This window comes from Vibrio maerlii, assembly GCF_003415655.1.
GTDB lineage: Bacteria > Pseudomonadota > Gammaproteobacteria > Enterobacterales > Vibrionaceae > Vibrio > Vibrio maerlii.
In genome coordinates, this window is sequence record NZ_QRHC01000003.1 from 274,176 (window position 1) to 293,211 (window position 19,036).

Here is a 19,036-nt window from a genome sequence, read left to right on the forward strand (position 1 = left end):
TCATACAAGGATCAGCTTGGGATATCGATTCCAGCATCGCGCATTTTCGCCAACTTGTAACGTAATGTGCGTGGGCTGATCCCGAGCTTCTCTGCAATTTCTTTACGACGACCATTACACTCAATCAAGGTTTCTAAGATAATTGCGTACTCTTGATCGCGAAGCTCGTTGCCCAAACTTTCTGGAGCCGTTGTCGCTTTCTCTGGAGTTGGCTCTGCCACTGGTTTAACCGTTGGTGTAGCCTGACCTGTTTCGACGACTTGCTGTAATGAGTTGGCGTCTTGCCAATCCACACCTTCAAGCAAAATATGTTCGGCATTGATATTACCTTGGTCGCTCAGAATAAGTGCACGCTGCACGACGTTATCTAGCTCTCGCACATTACCCGGCCATGGGTAAGCGGTCAGCTTAGCTATCGCTTGTGCTGAGACACTAGGTACGGGCATTCCAAGTTTCTTACAGTGGCGCTCAGTCAAGTGCTTTGCTAAGGGCTCAATATCACCAGTACGATCTTTGAGTGCCGGCCACGCAATTGGGAACACGTTCAAGCGGTAATACAAGTCTTCACGGAAGTTTCCTTCTGAAACATACTGCTTTAGGTCACGGTTACTGGTTGCCAATACGCGAACATCGAGCTTTATACTCTTGCGACTACCTAAACGCTCCACTTCACGCTCTTGAAGAACGCGTAGCAGTTTTGCTTGCAAGTTCAGATCCATTTCGCTGATCTCGTCCAGCAAAATAGTACCGCCTTGAGCCTGCTCAAACTTACCTGGGCACGCCTGAACCGCGCCAGTGAACGCACCTTTTTCATAACCAAAAAGGGTCGCTTCAAGCATGTTATCTGGAATGGCAGCACAGTTAATCGCTATGAATGGGCCATCTTTTCGATTCGAAGCATTATGGATGTAGCGAGACATCACTTCTTTCCCCGAACCACTTGGACCAAGCACCATCACATTCGCATCTGTTTTTGCTACTTTATCGGCTAGCTGCAGAAGACGTAGGCTCTTCTCATCGGCGACCACCGCATCACCATTGTCGTCAGACTTAATTGGAGCGTAGCGGCTTACCATGTTAAGCAATACTTCAGGAGCAAATGGCTTCGCCATATAATCAATCGCTCCTTCCTTCATTGCCGATACCGCGTCTTCAATATTGGCGTAAGCCGTCATCAGCAACACGGGTAATTTTGGCCAATGCTGCTTGATGTTACGCAGCAATGCTAATCCACCCATACCAGCCATCTGCACATCAGAGACAACGATATCAACAGCATTAGATTTCAGTTTCACTAATGCATCTTCGGCACAGTCAGCTTCTAGCCACTCGTAACCCGCTAATGCAAGGGTATCGACTAGTGCTTCACGCAAACCTTCATCGTCTTCGACGATTAAAACTCTACTTTGAGCCATCATTTATCTCCAATATTAGTACGGTCTTCAGAAAGAGAACGTTCGACAGGAACACACACCGTAAAGCATGCCCCGTCGCCCTCTTCCGAAATTAATTCTAATCGCCCTTCGTGTGCTCGACACACCATTTGCACTACGGCTAAACCAAGGCCTGTACCTTGGGAGCGCGTTGTGAAGAAGGGTTCCATAATCTTATTTTTCAGTTCAGCTGGCACACCTGGGCCACTGTCTTGAACCGAGATCTTTAGCTCACCATTGGCGACTCGGAAAAATACATCAACCTGAGACTCTTTTCCGGCAATTTGTACCGCATTAACCACTAAGTTGCTGACTGCAGAGGAAATTGCATTGGCATTGCCCATCAATTCTACTTGTTCAGACTCAACTTCTAAGAAGTAATCAATCTGGTTATTCTTAATCACGGTTTCGACCATAGGCTGAAACTCGGCAACTAGCTGAGCCACTGTGAACTTATTGACAACTTTGTTATCACCACCTTTGGCAAACAGCAACATATCATTCACTTGCTTTTCAAGGTCGTGAAGTCGATCCATCAATTTGGTCTGAAAGCGATCTTTCGTCGCCGGTGGCAAGTTTGGCGCTGCGAGATTCGAGGCATACAACATCGCACTTGAAAGTGGTGTTCGCACCTGATGAGCCAAAGACGCAACCATACGGCCCAACGACGATAGTCGCTGAAGGTCACTCACTCGGCTTTGTAGCAATCGAGTCTCTGTTAGGTCCGTGATTAAAATCAACTGACCATCTGTTGACGCTGAAATCGCTAGACGAACCTTACGACCATTCTTTAGTGAGATCTCATGACCATCATCGTCTTGCGGCGCAAACGCATTTTGGATGACCGAAAACCACTTCTCTCCGACTAAAGGTACTTCTAGCAAACGGTGTGCTTCAGGGTTGGCTTCGCGCACTTCCCCTTGTGTATCAAGCAGTATCACACCAGCAGGCATTACATCCAGTACTTGTTGGTATCGAGAAACTTGTTCTTCCAAGGTTCCCAAGTTTGAAGCCGGACGCGGTGCGTTGCCTTCGGTCATGTCAGTATTCCGTATCATTAAAAATAACAATAGCCTGGTATGCATAATACGTACCAGGCTATTTAAACCAATTTATCAGTAACTTATAACAGCGTCGATATTTTGACTATCTCTGTAAGTTGTATTTCCGCATCTTCTCAACCAAGGTAGTACGGCGCATTCCGAGCATATCTGCTGCTCTAGCGACCACACCACTCTGAGCGTCAAGCGCTTGACTGATCATATTAATTTCAACTTCCGCTAGCATTTCTTTGAGGTTCACACCCTCAGGTGGGAGCTCTTGAGGACCACCAGCTGTATCATTGAACTCCGCTGTATCTTCGAATGAAAAGTCTTCAGAGAAGATGTCAGAGAATACGTCCTGCTCTTGTTCTTCAATTGGAATCGGCGACATTTCTGGTTGAAACTCAGGTATGTCGCTGTAACGATACTTAGTCGGTAAATGATTAACGTCAACTAAACTGTTTGGATAGAGAATAACCATCCTTTCGACTAAGTTTGCTAGCTCACGAACATTTCCTGGCCAGCCATGCTCCATCAACGAATTGATCGCACGAGGTGTGAAGCAGATTGGCTCACCACCTTCGGCTTCCATTCGCGTCATCAGCTCTTGCAATAGAAGTGGAATATCCTCGGAACGCTCTTTCAACGCAGGCATTTCGATTGGGAACACATTCAGACGATAATACAGGTCCTCGCGGAACTTACCTTCATCGATCATTGCTTCTAAGTTGCGGTGCGTTGCTGCAACAACGCGAACGTTAACTTTAATCGTCGTGTTGCCACCGACTCGTTCAAACGTACGCTCTTGCAGTACTCGAAGCAGTTTTACCTGCATCGTCATTGGCATATCGCCAATCTCGTCTAAAAAGATCGTACCGCCTTCCGCTAGTTCAAAACGCCCTTTACGTCCAGTAATCGCACCAGTAAACGCCCCTTTCTCGTGCCCAAATAGTTCACTTTCAAGCAACTCCGCCGGAATCGCACCACAATTAATAGGAACGAACGGGCCATTGCGACGCGATGAGTGGTAATGGACATTGCGCGCCACCACCTCTTTACCTGTGCCTGACTCGCCAAGGATGAGAACGCTCGCTTCTGTACCAGAGACCTGCTCAATGAGGTGTCGTACCTCTTGAATACCAGAGCTTTGACCGACTAGGCTTCTGAACAGTGTATTCTTGCGGTTGGTATGTGGTGTTTGAACGCCTTTACGGCCCAAGAAGTCTTTGCAATGACGTAATGCAGCACTCAGCTGAGGGTAGTTTAGGGGAAGTTCTAACTCTCCAACGTAATGCGGAAGATCTTCTACGTCGTAGGCACATTTGCCTAAAACTAACAGAGGAATATGGTTGGATTTTTTTAATGCAGTGGCAAGCTCAGTGTTGATCTTCTTACCGCATAAGTTACCCAGAATGCAGCCTGACCAAACCTTAGTCCAGTCAATGCTGTGTATTTGATCCGAACGGATCACTTCGCAGTGCTCGCCTACAAATTCCAAAATGTTGCGTAGATTGAGACGACTTTGTTCATTGTCGTCAATCACTAGCAGTTTTGCCAAGCCTTGCATATGTTTGAGATATTGCCTTACATTTGAGAAATGAGTCGCCGATACCTTATTTCCTTAAGGTATATGATGAGAAGAAAGTCTTCAGCTAAGCGAAATAGAGCTACATCTATGGATTAACAATAGACAACTTTCTTTGATCGGCAACAAAAAAGCCATTAGGGCTACTAATGGCTTCTTATTTTATTTAATTAAAAAATAAAGGCAACCAAGCATTTAACTGATGTGAGGTTGGTGGAAAGAATAAGATTTTTCTTAAATTCCAACTTCGTCCGCAGTCAAATTATGATATTCAGTCGGAATCTGGTCCCATGCTGATTTAATTTCTCTTAAAATCTCAACAACATCATCAATTGGTTGAGGATCATTTTGCAAGTTTGCTGCAGAGATCTGTGCAATCACAAAATCGTAGAGTTGGTCGAGATTCTGTGCAATATCACCGCCATCATCCATAGATAGGCAACTACGTAAGCTGATTACGATATCCAACGCTTTACCCAAGCGCTCACCCTTTACAGCAATATTTCCTTGCTGCATTGCAGCTTTTCCTTGGATTAGACGTTCAATAGCGCCAGCCATTAGCATTTGAATGACTTTGTGCGGTGACGCAGAGCTTAGCTGACTGTCTACCGATACCCGCTTGTACGCTTGTAATGAACCGCGCATATTAACCTCGTTAAATAAACTTTTTGTACTGTTGAACCGACTTATTACCGTGGCGATAACGCCTTAGCTGTTGCCCCAACTTGGACGTCTCATCATTCATCCGTTCAATGATAAATTTTGTTCTTTTTATTGACTCATCCCACAGCTTGGATTGTGTCATCGAAGAGTCACTTTTTACTTCTTGCAGAATAATTTGCACTAACTTATCCCTCTTATCGACCATTGCGACAATTTCTTCAGTCTCAGGGGAATCTATATTTAACAATTCTATCAACTGTGAATCAAGATCACACAATTCTTGCAATTTCGTCGTCATTTAGCGCTTCTTAGCCTATCGCACTCATCAAGCCTGCAAGCTGCGATTGCATATTGCTGGTTGCATCTTGCATCGCAGTAAATTTGGCGTGTGTTCTTTGCTCTAAACTTTGCATACGGCGATCTAGTGAGTCTTGGTCATCATTCAGGCGATAGTTACGTTCAACCATTCCCTGCTCACGGGTTCGAATTGTACCCGTCATACCCGTTAATGAGTGAATAGCATCCTCGACCTTCTTTGCAAAGCCGTCATTCCCCCCAAAAAACTCACCTAGCTTGTTAAAGTTATTGTTGATCTGCTTGTTAAGCATCTCATAATTGATCTCTAAATTACCTTGACGTGTGGTGGTAATACCAAACTCAGTGAGGCTTTTAATGTCTTCTGGTGCTTTTTCAATAGACGTTGAGAACACGCTTTTTAAACGAGATTCAGCATTGCGAACAATACTATCACCAGCAAGAGGCCCCATTTGGCCAGTCACGGGGTCTACCGCTGACAGATCTTTGGTGGTTTGATAAAACTGGTTGTAGGCCGCCACAAACTGTTCAATGTCGTTTTGTACACGTTGCCTATCATACTCGATACCAATCTCTGCTGGTTTCTCTCCTGGCTTGCTTAAATTCTTAACCGTGAGATCAACACCGTCGATAGCGTTTTCAATGACATTGTTATCACTCGAAAGTTGAGCAACACCATCAAGCATCACCATTGAATCCTGTGCAGCTTGAACTTCTGTCATACCGTTATAGGCATCAAACGATGACTGTGCAGCAACCAGTGCTTTCTGTGCGACTTCCAGCTGTTCTAATCGTTCTTGTTCTTCTTTTGGTAGCTTGGCACGTTCAATTGCTTTGGCTTCTTCTTCTGTCATATCACCATTTGCAACCGCTGATGCTATAGCAGCTTGCTCTGCGGCTAGCTCTGAGTCTAGCGCAGCTTGTGCTTCTTTTGGTGTGACATAAGAGTCGGTCAAGGTCCCTGATGCAGTATTGCTCCAACCCGGAACATCAGGCGCTTTCTTTAAAGCCTTCTGATCAAGCTCAGGTTCAGGAAACTGATAAGAATCAAGCAAGGTACCAGATGCTGTTTCAGACCAACCAGGAATGGTGTCTTCTGGCTTGCCAGTTGCGGCAGCTACGGCGGCTCTCATTTCATCAGCAGAAATAACGCCATCGCCATTAAGATCTTCAGCCATGTTGGCTTCAGCGGCATTGGGATCGGCACTGAACGGCTGATCCAGGCTCTCTTCATCACTTGCGTCTTCAGACAAGGCGGCAACATCTTGCCCTTCTTCATCCTCAGATACCGACTCCGGAGCAATCAACGCCTGAGCATTAGCTCGTGCTTTTTCTAGCGCTTCAATACGATCTTCGAGAGTTTTGTATTCGAACTGTTTGAGAGGATTGCCAATCTCTGCATCAACAGAGATCTGAATATTATGCTCAGCACCAGAGTAATCTGACGCTAAGATCATCCTTGGGCCTTCAACATCGTTGATCACCGATGCTCGAACACCAGGGTTATCTTTGGCTGAGTTGATTTCGCGCACAACATCGACCAGTCGCGCGTTTTTCTTTACATCAATAGAGAAGCTGTCATCACCGAGCGAAATTTGCAGCTTACCCTGGTCAAATTTTACGTCTTTTGGAAGTACATCCGACGCAATTTTATGACTTTGAGCAAGCTGCAACACATCGACTGCATATTTGCCGGCGATCGCTTCTGTTGTGGCTGTCGCTGAGATAACACTCTCGTCAGTTGAATCAACTGTACGCGCTGCAAAGGCTTTTTCCTGACGGAATTCAGCCATTAACATCTTCATGCTATCTAACGACTCTCTGAGCCGCCCATAAGCACTGATACTGGTATCAATTTGAGTGCGCTCATTATCAATACGTTGCTGTTTAGGTAAACGCTCCGCATTGACAATTTTACTCACCATGGAATTGATATCCATTCCAGCACCCATGCCCATTGGGTTTATGCTCATCAAATCACCTCAGAAAAAACTAAACCTTATCGATCAGTAGGCTTGAGCCACCATTCGCTAAGTTGCGATAAACTTCTAACATCGCCGCATCAGGAAACTGTCTTATGACTTCACCGCTGCTTACCTCATAAATGGTAACCACGTTCTTTCCTGATTCTTCATCGACACGAAATGACAATCCTTTGTTGAGTGAAGAAATAAACTCGTTCATCTCTTCAACCATCTGTTCCCTCTGTTGTTGATTCAATTCTTGTTGCATCTCTGCAATCTGCTTCGAAGTGTCAACTTTGGAAATTTCTTTAGGTTGTCCTTGCGCCGAACTCGGTTTGTTCGTTGTTATCTCGCTATTCTTGGTTTCTTCTTTTGCAATTTGTGTGCCACTAAGCGAACCATAAGGCTGGATGTTCGATGTGCTTGAAGATAGTTCCATAACACTCTCCCTTCCACCCCGCAGGGGGCGGTATCAATTTACCGCCGGTCCATTAAAAAGCTTGGATTAGCCAAGTAGGCTAAGCGCTGCAGATGGCGTTTGTTTCGCTTGTGCAAGAATAGAAGTACTTGCTTGTTGTAGAATTTGTGATTTCGTCATCTGAGTTGTTTCACGAGCAAAGTCAGTATCTTTGATTCGGCTCTTAGATGCGTTCACGTTTTCATTGATGTTTTCAAGGTTGTTGATTGCGTGATCAAAACGATTTTGGAAAGCACCTAGAGAAGCTCGTTGGCTATCTACGTTTTTCAGTGCACCATCAATGATAGCAACCGCTTCTTGAGAACCTGCAACAGATGTTACGTCGATATCAGCAACCGTTACATCTTTTTCAGCACCAAAACCGATGTCTGTTGCTAGACCACCACTGAATGTAACACTACCATCAACCTTTTGAGATGATGCGTACATTTGCAGTTTACCATCTTCACCAACAGACGCTTTTACATCTTCATTTTGACCGTTGATGTAAGTTGCAACCTGCTCTAGGTCATCACCTTCTTTTACGTTGATAGTGATGTTTTGTGCATCACCGTGTACGTCAGTGTAAGCCATTGTTAGGTCTAGAGAACCTGATTGTGCAGTCCAATCCGCTGCTTTGCCCGCTGTTGCTTGGTAGCTCTTACCACCCATATCAACCGTGTCAGAGCGCATGTTGCCGATAGAAAGTTGAACACCTTCACCAGAGTCCGCACCGATTTGGAAAGATTGGCTGCCGTAAGTACCGTTTAGTAGTTTGTTACCACCAAAAGAGGTTGTTTCAGCGATACGGTTAAGTTCGTCGTTTAGAGCCGTCACTTCTTCTTGAATAGCAATACGTTCTGCACGAGAGTTAGAGCCGTTAGAAGACTGAAGCGCTAGGTCACGCATACGCTGTAGGATGTTAGTAGACTCATCCATTGCGCCTTCAGCTGTTTGTGCGATCGAAATACCATCGTTGGCATTCTTAACCGCCATGTCTAGACCGCGGCTTTGAGCCGTTAAGCGGTTAGAGATTTGCAGACCTGCTGCGTCATCTTTTGCACTATTGATTTTGTAGCCTGAAGATAGGCGTTCCATTGATTTTTGAACGTCACCTGCAGATTGATTTAGGTAACGCTGAGCCGTCATTGCAGACACGTTAGTGTTTACATTAATTGCCATATTGATCTCCTTTGGCGTAGGTCACCATCCACGCGCTGGCTCTCACCCCAGTTTGTAGACAGGTCATATTTAAAGGTGTGCCGCCGTGTCTCTCACCTCACATTGGCACACTAATTTCATTTCTCTCGTTCCCTTTAACGGCTTCCTATATAGAAGCTTTAGAAAAAAATTAAGAAAAATCGCTATTTAGATTCAGCAATATGGTTTGTGTGATCATCACCCCAAATCTCAGGCAATAAAAAACCCAGCTCGAAAGCTGGGTTTTTAGAATGTTCGAATTGGCTATTTAAGCTTATAAATAATCCCTGGGTTACAACGCACCATCTCAAAACGATCGGTCAGGCCTGTTAATGATTCCGACGCACCCAACAACAAGTAGCCACCAGGGTTAAGGCTATTCGCCATTTGATTTAGTACTTTCGACTTCATCTCTGGAGAAAAGTATATCAGTACGTTTCGGCAGAAAATAATGTCGAATTTACCCAGAAGCGTATAGTTGTCCATTAAATTTTGCGGGCGGAAAGAAACCATGCGCTTAACGTTATCTTTGATCTTCATTTTGCCGTCACCAGCATCTTCAAAGAACGTTCTCTTACGCTCTGGAGACAAACCACGACCTAACGCTAGGTTGTCGTATACACCCGCACGGCATTGCTCCAGCATGCTCGCTGAAATATCTGTTGCGGTAATCGAAACACTACTCAGCATGCCAGGCTTGCGAGCTTGAGTTTCCAGTACCGTCATCGCCATTGAGTATGGCTCTTGGCCAGATGAGCTCGCTGCCGACCAAATTTTGATCGGGCGCTTATTTGCCGCAATCTCTGGCAACAGCTTGTCAGCCAGTACCGTAAATGGGTAGTTATCACGGAACCACAGAGTTTCGTTGGTTGTCATCGCATCAACTGCAGCAAGGCGCAGCTCGCGGTTTCTTCCTGAAATGACATCCTTAAGCAGATCAGACAGTGAACCAAGCTTGAACTTGGTCACTAATGGGCTCAATCGACTACGAACTAGGTATTGCTTACTATCACCTAGCACGATGCCACATTGAGACTCCAAAAACCGAGTAAAATCGCGATACTCTTGATCACTTATGGTTATAGCTGTCATTCTTTTCTCTTTGTAAATAATTATTTAGTTACTGCGGCTTTAACTGCTGTGCCTAACTCATCAGGGTTAAACTTCGCAATAAACTCATTCGCGCCAACGCGTTCAACCATCGCCTGGTTAAACACCCCACTTAACGAGGTGTGCAAGATGACGTGTAAATCTTTTAAATCTGGATGACGACGGATTTCTGCCGTCAGTGTATAACCATCCATTTCTGGCATTTCGATATCCGAAATCACCAAAGAAATCTGATCGTAGATGCTGCCTTGAGCTGCCATTTCAGCAAGCTTGTAGTACGCTTCTTTACCATCTTTCACCGCAATCGCTTCAAAGCCGATCGATTCAATTGCTCGCTGCACCTGTTTGCGTGCCACGGTTGAGTCATCAGCAATTAGAATTCGACGAACGATCTCTTTTTGAGATTCTTGTTCTACTTGAGCGATTTCTTCTGCGATACCACTGTCCATAGTTTCATCAGCAGGAGAGATTTCCATCAAGATTTTTTCTACATCCAGAATCTCAACTAACTCGTTATCGATATTAGTGACCGCAGTTAGGTAGTTTGACTTACCTGCGCCATCTGGCGGTGGAAGAATGGATTCCCAGTGCATGTTGATAATACGTTCAACTGAGCTTACTAAGAAGCCTTGAATAGTGCGGTTGAATTCTGAAATAACCACGAAACAGTTATCGATATCCGTCGTTGGACGACCGCCAATTGCTAAGCTTAAGTCGATAACTGAAATAGTTTGTCCACGAATATGCGCAATACCCTTAACCAAAGGATTAAGATTTGGCATAGACGTCAGTTTTGGACACTGAAGAACTTCTTTAACCTTAAATACGTTAATACCGTAACGCTGACGACCCATTAAACGGAATGTCAATAGTTCCAATCGGTTCTGACCAACAAGCTGCGTTCGTTGGTTTACCGAGTCCAAAATTCCCGTCATACGCTATTCTCCATATCAAACTTCTTAGCGAAAAGTGGTAGTCTACAAGTATCAACGCAAACATTGTAACAGAATGATGTATTATATTCTCAAACTGATGCATATTTCCATATCTAACTGCAGAGCTTTATAAAAAATGTTTAGTAAGTCTATCGGCATTTTCGGATTTCTCTTTAGCATAATGATCAGTGTGAGCAGCGTCGCTGCAACACCCGAACAGCTGAAGCAAATAAAAGTGTCCGCAGAGCAATATGTTACCGATAATTTTGCTCCGCCAGCGGGTGGAAAAATATCGGCATTAGCGGCGAATATTGATAGTCGAATTCATGCCACCGACTGCCCTTCTCCGCTCATTACTAGCTCCAATTCTACTAACGTTACATCCAACATTACGGTGCTCGTTCGCTGTGAAGAAGACAACTGGCGGGTTTATGTGCCGGTCAGAGTAAATCGTTCTCAACCCCTCATTATTACTAATCGAGCACTCGCTCGAGGAGAAGTGATTGCGGAGAGTGACCTTTCGATGAAGTTTGTCGACCTCAACGCCTTTCGACGTTTCGGTTTTTCCTCTAAAACGCTCATCGCTGGAGCAAAAGTAAAGCGCAATATAAAGATGGGGGATGTGGTTGAACAGCGTGATATATGTGTTGTTTGTCGCAATGAGTCAGTCATGATCAAAGCTGTTAAGGGGGAAATGAGCATCATCACTAATGGAACAGCACTATCCGACGCGTCATTGGGTGAGCAAGTAAGAGTGAAAAACGACAAAAGTCAGCGTATAATTGAGGGACGAGTCTCCGCTATTGGAGAAGTGACGGTGAACTTTTAGGCCTAAGTGTCAATCAAACTGAAGAACGACGTTTTTTTGCCATTTTTTACTAAATATCGTTAAAGTATTCCAAAGCTTAGTCGATAACCGGATTACAACGTCTCGTTTTTATTGCATTCAAAAGGCATTCAATTATGACTGGCATCGATAATATTCGTTCAGGACAAACACTGACTACCAACCGTAGTGCTGTTCGTTCAGACTCTAACTCTGCGTCTAATCGCTCAGAGTCATCAAGCCATGCAAAAGCACCTCAAGATGCGGTATCACTCAGCCAACAAGGTAAGGCTATTGGTCAAATGCATACTGATCTTGCTGCTCAACCAAGCTTCGACAGCGCAAAAGTAGCTGCAATTAAGGAAGCGATTGCCAATGGTTCGTACACTGTTGACCCAGAGAAACTGGCTGACAACATGATTAAGTACGAGAATGAGTTCTCGAACTTCTAAGTGATAATCGCACTTAAACGCAAACACAGATTCTATGGCAGCATTAAAAGACCTTGTAGATTTTCAACTTTCTAACGCATTATCGTTATCGCAACTTCTAGTCGAAGAAAAGGTAGCGATAACTCAGCGCGTCTCTGCAGACATTGAGTCTGCGGCCAAAAAGAAACTCGAACTGATAACTCTGCTGCGTCAAACCGACGAAAGAATTGCTAAACACGATGGTGTGTCTCAACTGACTGAAGATCCAGAACTTAAGGATAAAGTCATCCAAATACAATCCGTTATCCATGACTGTCAGCAAGCTAACACTGTTAATGGTGAGGCTCTCCAAAGGGCACAACTGAGCTACAACAAGCTCAACAATTTGATGCAGCAAAGCCACGGTAAAATAGGTATGACCTACAACGCTGGCGGTCAAACTCATACGATTTCAACATTAGGCACAACTGTCAAAGCATGATGCTTGATTGATAAAAATTAAGAGAATAGCTAGCTTAACCAGTAAAGAAGCATAAAAAAACGGAACCTCAGGTTCCGTTTTCTGTTTCTAATAACTACCGATTTTACGGCAAGTATTTATTCTTGAGTCCATTGGTAGTAAAGGCGCGTTTCTTGTTTAGCTTCTTCAACTTCTGGAGTGACCGCTTCGACCTCAACGGCCTGAACAACGATTGATTCAGTGCCTTCGGCCTTAACTTGCTCAACTTCTTCACCCAAAGGTATTGCAGTCTCAACATTGGACTCATTCACTGCTTCAGGTAGCGCTTCCACCACTTCGACTTCCGCAAATGATGCGATGTTGCTGAGCTCTCGTTTGAAGCTTTCAACATCCGTTAGAAGCTTGATGCTAAAGACCATTTCCTCACCCTGCATTTGCATGATGTCTGCTGATGCTACGGTATTGAGGGCTTTTAAGCGATTCTCGACATTGAAAAAATCCGATGCTGAATCAACACCTTGAATGTGCAAGTAAACATTTTGATCTGTATCGCTACCAATCGTGAGGGCATGCTTACCTACATAATGAGCAGCAACCGCATCCACAACTTGCTTCATCTGAGCATCGTTATTACCCGACACTAAACCACTCAGAGGTCGCGCTGTTGAATCGGCCATTCGCTGCGGTGTTTGATCGTACAATGTCCAACGCGCTTGCTCACCTTGCTTACGCACCAATAAAATCGCATCAACTGGATAACGCGCACTTGCTTGTGCAATAGGACCAGTAAAGCTACCCCACAGGTCAGCACTGTTAATGCCGGTCACATCTTCAAAATCACCAACAGGTACCGTATAAGGAAGGCCACTCGAACGGGCATGAATCGAAAATGCATCCAGTGAAGCGTTTGAACCTGTTTCCCAAGCTATTTCACGTTCAAAGCCCTTATCTTCAACAATCCACAGTAGAATGTTTTCACGATTCTCTGGCCAATAAGGTAATTGTGCCTGGCTCAACAGTGATTGAATTTGTCTGCCATTAAATCTCATCACCAAGGTAGGCTGATCGTCGCTGCTACCGTAACTGATTTGTGAAAGGTATTGATCATTTTGACGGTAAGCTTTCTTAATCACATCGTTACTAAGCACATCTTGTGATCCACTTGCTCGAACCAAGACTTGTTGCATCCCAGTAATGCGTGCATTTCGCTCTGCATTGTCTTCGTCACCAATCACAACTTCAGCATCATAAAGCTCAACCGTCGTCATTGCGTGTACTGAGTAGCTACACAAACTAGCCAAGAATATAAGTAGAGAACGCATAATTATCCTAATAAATAAAAGCTTAGAAGGATGATAAGCAACTATCGAACAAGGGGCAAGGATTGCGCTAAAGGAATGACTAGCACAGGACATGTTTTCACAATCCTCTGATGAACAAATTAATCTGGTATGTGCACGGAATAGTAAGTCGGTGTGTCATTGTTTGATCTTATCCCAGATGTAATCGATTTCTTGATGCTACACTTTGCAACAATTTGACGATATTCAGCTCATTATTTAATCAAGGAGAATTTATGAGACAGGTCCTGCAAGGAACCCAAATGCTATTCGTCGCATTTGGCGCACTCGTGCTGGTTCCACTTTTAACAGGTCTAGACCCTAGTGTTGCGCTCTTCGGTGCAGGTGTCGGTACCCTCCTCTTTCAACTCGTTACCCGCCGTACAGTTCCCATTTTCTTAGCCTCCTCTTTCGCGTTTATCGCGCCAATCATGTTCGGTATTCAAACTTGGGGTATTCCAGCAACAATGGGTGGCTTAATGGCTGCTGGTTTTGTGTATGTTGCAATGGGTGCAGTAATTAAAGCAAAAGGCTTGGCTGTTATTCACCGTTTGCTACCTCCAGTTGTGGTTGGCCCAGTCATCATGGTGATTGGCTTAGGGTTAGCACCCGTTGCCGTAAACATGGCACTTGGCCGAGGTGGTGATGGCACACAGCTTGTGGATGCGAACGCTTCTTTGATCATCTCATGTGTTTCGTTGCTCACAACCATTGCAATCACTGTAAAAGCAAAAGGGTTCCTAAAATTAATGCCGATTCTTGGTGGTATTGTTGTGGGTTACGCTCTGAGCTTGGTTTATGGCATCGTTGACTTTACTCCAGTAGCACAAGCAGCATGGTTTGCCCTACCTAACTTTGTTATGCCAGAGTTCAACATCAACGCGATTCTATTCATGATTCCGGTTGCAATCGCTCCTGCTGTCGAGCACGTCGGTGATATGTTGGCGATTTCCAACGTGACAGGTAAAGACTACCTCAAGAAGCCGGGGTTACATCGTACGATTACCGGTGACGGTGTGGCAACGATTGCTGCTTCAATGGTTGGTGCTCCACCAAATACCACCTACTCAGAGGTAACGGGAGCTGTAATGCTTACTAAAGCATTTAACCCAGTCATTATGACTTGGGCAGCAATTTCAGCGATTGTTCTCGCGCTCGTAGGAAAACTGGGGGCAGTACTTCAAACCATCCCAATGCCAGTAATGGGGGGGATTATGATCCTACTCTTTGGTTCAATCGCAACCGTAGGGCTCAACACGCTAATTAAAAACAAGGTTGACCTACACGACTCACGCAATCTAGTGATCGTGGCGATTACACTTGTATTTGGTATTGGCGGTATGGCTTTCGGTATTGGTGAGTTCAGCCTTCAAGGCGTAAGCCTGTGTGGTATTGTGGCAATCTTACTTAACCTTATTCTTCCACGAGAGTTAGGGGAATCTAAAGTGGTCGATAACGCTCAAATCGAAACTGAGAAATAAACAGCCCAATTTGATTCCGACTGCAATAAAAAACGCTCGCCATATTGGCGAGCGTTTTTATTCTGTGTCGTCAGGACCCGGTAGCTATAACTAAAGTTACTTAGTACCGAAGATCTTATCACCTGCATCACCAAGACCAGGAACGATGTAACCTTTGTCGTTTAGCTTCTCATCGATTGCAGCAGTGTACAGCTCAACATCTGGGTGTGCTTTTTCTAGAGCTTCAATACCTTCTGGAGCAGCTACAAGTACCAGCACTTTGAAGTGCTTACAGCCTTTCTCTTTCATTAGGTCGATTGTAGCAATCATAGAACCACCAGTCGCAAGCATTGGATCAACCACTAGAGCAATACGCTCATCAATGTTTGATGCTAACTTATTGAAGTACGGTACTGGTTCTAGAGTTTCTTCATCACGGTAGATACCAACTACGCTGATACGAGCACTTGGGATATGCTCTAGAACACCATCCATCATACCCAGACCAGCACGTAGGATAGGAACAACGGTTACTTTCTTACCTTTGATCTGATCCACTTCTACTGGACCGTTCCAACCATCAATGGTCACTTTTTCCAATTCAAAATCTGAAGTTGCTTCATAAGTAAGTAGGCTACCTACTTCTGTTGCAAGCTCACGAAAACGTTTAGTGCTGATATCGCCCTCACGCATCAAACCAACTTTGTGCTTAATAAGAGGGTGTTTCACTTCAACAACTTTCATGTCCATCTCCGGCAAATTTAAACAAACCTTGCAATTATACATACTTTTTATGGGTTTTTCAGGGGAAATTGACAGATAAAAAAACTTACGCAAACGTTTGCTCTAAAATAGTAAGCCCTGTTAGAATAGCGCCGTTTTCACATCCAACTTAAGACCGAGGACTACCCCGTGAGCGGAAACAACTCTTCTCTAAGCTACAAAGACGCTGGTGTTGATATTGATGCAGGTAACGCACTAGTAGACCGTATTAAAGGTGCAGTAAAACGCACTCGTCGCCCTGAAGTTATGGGTGGTATTGGTGGCTTTGGTGCCCTTTGTGAACTTCCAACGAAATATAAAGAGCCGGTACTGGTATCAGGTACTGACGGCGTAGGTACTAAGCTTCGCCTTGCTTTGGATATGAAAAAGCACGACACCATTGGTATCGACCTAGTAGCAATGTGTGTCAATGACCTGATCGTACAAGGTGCAGAACCACTATTCTTCCTAGATTACTATGCAACGGGCAAACTAGACGTTGATACAGCTGCAGACGTTGTATCGGGTATCGCTGAAGGCTGTGTTCAATCTGGCTGTGCTCTGATTGGTGGTGAAACAGCAGAAATGCCTGGTATGTACGAAGGCGAAGATTACGACGTAGCTGGTTTCTGTGTTGGTGTTGTAGAAAAAGCAAACATCATCGACGGTACTAAAGTAGCGGCAGGCGACGCACTAATCGCTGTAGGTTCAAGTGGCCCACACTCAAACGGTTACTCTCTGATCCGCAAAGTACTTGAAGTATCTGGTGCGGATAAGAGCGAAGTTCTAGAAGGTCGTACTATCGGTGAACACCTACTTGAACCAACAAAGATTTACATCAAATCAGCACTTAAGATGATTGAAGCGCATGACATCCATGCTATCTCTCACATCACAGGTGGTGGTTTCTGGGAAAACATTCCTCGCGTACTTCCAGAGGGCACTAAAGCCGTTATCGATGGTAAGAGCTGGGAATGGCCTGCAATCTTCAACTGGCTACAAGAAAAAGGTAACGTTGAGACATTCGAAATGTACCGTACCTTTAACTGTGGTGTAGGCCTTGTGGTTGCACTTCCAAAAGATCAAGCTGAAGCAGCGGTTGAGTTGCTAAAAGCAGAAGGCGAGAACGCTTGGGTTATTGGTGAAATTGCTAATGCTGAAGCGGGCGAAGAGCAAGTTGAAATCAACTAATCGCTATCACAGCTAACATATAGGTCAACTGACCTGCTTTGAATGAGGACCTAGTGTCCTCATTCTGCTATCTGGCTCCTAGAAAACCTTATATTTCGTAAGTAAATTATAGTTCGCAGGCAGGCTACAGTTCTTGCCTACAACATGAATCGCTCCACCGACGTAAACGGATTCACCTCATGAAAAATATCGTAGTATTAATCTCAGGTAATGGCAGTAACCTTCAAGCAATCATTGATGCCTGTGGTGACTCTGTACCAAACGCGAAAATCAGTGCTGTTTTTTCAAATAAGCAACAGGCTTATGGCTTAACTCGCGCTCAAGATGCACAGATCTCTGGGTACTTTGTTGACCCTAAGCAATTTAACTCTCGCGAAGACTTTGACCAGGAGCTAATGAAGCAGATCGACCAGCACCAGCCGGACCTAATTGTACTTGCTGGCTACATGCGCATTCTAAGTAATAACTTCGTCCGTCATTATCTCGGCCGCATGATTAACATCCACCCTTCTCTATTGCCAAAGTACCCTGGTTTGGATACACACCAAAAAGCGATCGATGCCGGTGACGAAGAGCACGGCACCAGCGTCCACTTTGTAACAGAAGAGCTCGATGGCGGCCCGGTCATTCTTCAAGCAAAGGTACCGGTGTTTGAAGAAGACGATGCGCAAACATTAACGGCGCGCGTGCAGACTCAAGAGCATAAGATTTACCCGCTAGTGGTGAAGTGGTTTGTGCAAGATAGACTGTCGATGCAAGGCAACCACGCTTATCTTGATGGGAATAAGCTCGGCGAAGCAGGATACGCAGAGAGCTAGAGAGCTAGAGAGCTAGAGAGCTAGAGAGCTAGAGAGCTAGAGAGCTAGAGAGCTAGAGAGCTAAGAATAGATTAGTGAAAAGCAGAGTCAACCTGGCTCTGCTTTTTTGACGGGTACTATTCTAATGGCTCAGTTGGTGCTTGGCTGGCGACTTTCGCTGGAGCAAAGTCAATGTCTGTTAACTCATCAGCATTGCCATCAATCAACTCACCGAAATGGAACAATGCAAACTCACCAGGCTTCATTCGGCCCCATGTTTCGTTATCAGTCAAAGGCTGCGTTGCAATCACAGACACAACGTCATTGGGCGTGGTCTCTTCTTGGAAGTTAATTTCAACGTCTTCGTCAATCAGGCTCGCCTTACCAAAAGGCGCTCGACGCGTGATCCAATAAAGATGGTTGGTACAGTAGGTCATGACATACTCACCATCACTCAGCAGCATGTTAAACACACCCATCTCTTTTAACTGATCACAACATTCAGCGACGAATCGGAACATACCAGCAAGGTCCTGAGGCGGTTCAGGATAGCGGTCTTCAAGTTGCTTAAGAAGCCAACAGAATGAGATTTCACTGTCGGTCTGGCCAACTGGACGATGACGGCCAGTGTCTAAGTCTTGATAACCGGTCAGTTGCCCGTTATGTGCAAAGGTCCAGTAACGTCCCCATAACTCTCGAGTAAATGGATGCGTATTTTCGAGGTTCACCCCACCACGGTTAGCTTGTCTGATATGACTGACCACCGCACAACTTTTGATCGGATAGTTTTGAACCAGCTCAGCTATTTTTGATTCACTGCTCGGCTTAGGGTCTTTAAACGTACGAAAGCCCTTCCCTTCATAAAAGGTAATCCCCCAGCCATCACGGTGTGGCCCAGTATTGCCCCCACGCTGCATTAGACCGGTAAAACTAAAACAAATGTCTGTTGGGACATTTGCACTCATACCAAGCAATTCACACACGGTTTAACTTACTCCTTAACGTAAACCATTTTATTCGTTTGAAGGCGCAATATTACGCCTTCGGACCAGTAAGCTTATCGC

Annotated in this window: 19 protein-coding genes; 6 read left to right on the top strand and 13 right to left on the bottom strand. The window is 44.9% G+C overall.

What is annotated here, in order from left to right:
- Positions 1-11 precede the first annotated feature (11 nt).
- The 10 genes from DPF91_RS05560 to DPF91_RS05605 all read right to left on the bottom strand — a co-directional run bounded on the left by DPF91_RS05560 (position 12) and on the right by DPF91_RS05605 (position 10,705).
- Entirely contained in the window at positions 12-1,415 is a 1,404-nt protein-coding gene (locus DPF91_RS05560; RefSeq protein ID WP_117233448.1) for a sigma-54-dependent transcriptional regulator, read from the bottom strand.
- Complete coding sequence (locus tag DPF91_RS05565) at positions 1,415-2,473, bottom strand: sensor histidine kinase (protein WP_117233449.1); 1,059 nt, start codon at positions 2,471-2,473, stop codon at positions 1,415-1,417. The genes DPF91_RS05560 and DPF91_RS05565 overlap by 1 nt, the downstream gene beginning before the upstream one ends.
- A gap of 106 nt (positions 2,474-2,579) precedes the next feature.
- Complete coding sequence (locus DPF91_RS05570; protein ID WP_117233450.1) at positions 2,580-4,043, bottom strand: sigma-54 dependent transcriptional regulator; 1,464 nt, start codon at positions 4,041-4,043, stop codon at positions 2,580-2,582.
- Between the two features lie 252 nt (positions 4,044-4,295).
- On the bottom strand, positions 4,296-4,706 hold the full coding sequence (gene fliS / locus DPF91_RS05575) for a flagellar export chaperone FliS (protein WP_117233451.1): 411 nt from the start codon (positions 4,704-4,706) through the stop codon (positions 4,296-4,298).
- Between the two features lie 10 nt (positions 4,707-4,716).
- Positions 4,717-5,022 (bottom strand): flagellar protein FliT, encoded by a 306-nt coding sequence (gene fliT / locus DPF91_RS05580; protein WP_117233452.1) that lies wholly within the window; start codon positions 5,020-5,022, stop codon positions 4,717-4,719.
- Between the two features lie 10 nt (positions 5,023-5,032).
- On the bottom strand, positions 5,033-7,012 hold the full coding sequence (gene fliD / locus DPF91_RS05585) for a flagellar filament capping protein FliD (RefSeq protein ID WP_117233453.1): 1,980 nt from the start codon (positions 7,010-7,012) through the stop codon (positions 5,033-5,035).
- A gap of 19 nt (positions 7,013-7,031) precedes the next feature.
- Positions 7,032-7,442, bottom strand: coding sequence for a flagellar protein FlaG (flaG, locus tag DPF91_RS05590; protein ID WP_117233454.1), 411 nt, complete (start codon positions 7,440-7,442; stop codon positions 7,032-7,034).
- A 66-nt stretch (positions 7,443-7,508) separates the two neighbouring features.
- Positions 7,509-8,642, bottom strand: a complete 1,134-nt coding sequence (locus DPF91_RS05595; RefSeq protein ID WP_117233455.1) for a flagellin — start codon at positions 8,640-8,642, stop codon at positions 7,509-7,511.
- Between the two features lie 282 nt (positions 8,643-8,924).
- Complete coding sequence (locus DPF91_RS05600) at positions 8,925-9,752, bottom strand: CheR family methyltransferase (protein WP_117233456.1); 828 nt, start codon at positions 9,750-9,752, stop codon at positions 8,925-8,927.
- A gap of 20 nt (positions 9,753-9,772) precedes the next feature.
- Positions 9,773-10,705 carry a chemotaxis protein CheV gene (locus tag DPF91_RS05605; RefSeq protein ID WP_117233457.1) on the bottom strand — a complete coding sequence of 311 codons (933 nt, stop codon included), beginning with the start codon at positions 10,703-10,705 and terminating at the stop codon, positions 9,773-9,775.
- A gap of 136 nt (positions 10,706-10,841) precedes the next feature.
- On the opposite strand from DPF91_RS05605, the gene flgA reads away from it, so the two are divergent.
- From flgA to DPF91_RS05620, 3 genes are all read left to right on the top strand, one after another.
- Positions 10,842-11,534, top strand: coding sequence for a flagellar basal body P-ring formation chaperone FlgA (gene flgA / locus DPF91_RS05610; RefSeq protein WP_241033763.1), 693 nt, complete (start codon positions 10,842-10,844; stop codon positions 11,532-11,534).
- Positions 11,535-11,668: 134 nt separating this feature from the next.
- Positions 11,669-11,983: a flagellar biosynthesis anti-sigma factor FlgM gene (flgM, locus tag DPF91_RS05615; protein ID WP_117233458.1), complete on the top strand. Its 315-nt coding sequence runs from the start codon at positions 11,669-11,671 to the stop codon at positions 11,981-11,983.
- 34 nt (positions 11,984-12,017) lie between these two features.
- A complete protein-coding gene (locus tag DPF91_RS05620; protein WP_117233459.1) occupies positions 12,018-12,443 on the top strand; it encodes a flagella synthesis protein FlgN in 426 nt (141 codons plus the stop codon).
- Positions 12,444-12,559: 116 nt separating this feature from the next.
- Here the strand turns inward: DPF91_RS05620 and DPF91_RS05625 are convergent, their stop codons facing one another.
- Positions 12,560-13,744: a DUF2066 domain-containing protein gene (locus DPF91_RS05625; RefSeq protein WP_164684052.1), complete on the bottom strand. Its 1,185-nt coding sequence runs from the start codon at positions 13,742-13,744 to the stop codon at positions 12,560-12,562.
- Positions 13,745-13,998: 254 nt separating this feature from the next.
- On the opposite strand from DPF91_RS05625, the gene DPF91_RS05630 reads away from it, so the two are divergent.
- The gene (locus DPF91_RS05630; RefSeq protein WP_117233461.1) at positions 13,999-15,243 is read left to right on the top strand and encodes a uracil-xanthine permease family protein; all 1,245 of its coding nucleotides are present in this window, start codon (positions 13,999-14,001) and stop codon (positions 15,241-15,243) included.
- 96 nt (positions 15,244-15,339) lie between these two features.
- On the opposite strand, the gene upp is transcribed toward DPF91_RS05630, so the two are convergent.
- On the bottom strand, positions 15,340-15,966 hold the full coding sequence (gene upp / locus DPF91_RS05635; RefSeq protein ID WP_164684054.1) for a uracil phosphoribosyltransferase: 627 nt from the start codon (positions 15,964-15,966) through the stop codon (positions 15,340-15,342).
- Positions 15,967-16,134: 168 nt separating this feature from the next.
- Between upp and purM the strand changes: the two genes are divergently transcribed.
- Positions 16,135-17,175: a phosphoribosylformylglycinamidine cyclo-ligase gene (purM, locus tag DPF91_RS05640; RefSeq protein ID WP_117233463.1), complete on the top strand. Its 1,041-nt coding sequence runs from the start codon at positions 16,135-16,137 to the stop codon at positions 17,173-17,175.
- A 179-nt stretch (positions 17,176-17,354) separates the two neighbouring features.
- The gene (gene purN, locus DPF91_RS05645) at positions 17,355-17,993 is read left to right on the top strand and encodes a phosphoribosylglycinamide formyltransferase (RefSeq protein WP_117233464.1); all 639 of its coding nucleotides are present in this window, start codon (positions 17,355-17,357) and stop codon (positions 17,991-17,993) included.
- A 116-nt stretch (positions 17,994-18,109) separates the two neighbouring features.
- On the opposite strand, the gene DPF91_RS05650 is transcribed toward purN, so the two are convergent.
- A complete protein-coding gene (locus tag DPF91_RS05650; protein WP_117233465.1) occupies positions 18,110-18,955 on the bottom strand; it encodes a class II glutamine amidotransferase in 846 nt (281 codons plus the stop codon).
- Positions 18,956-19,036: the final 81 nt, after the last annotated feature.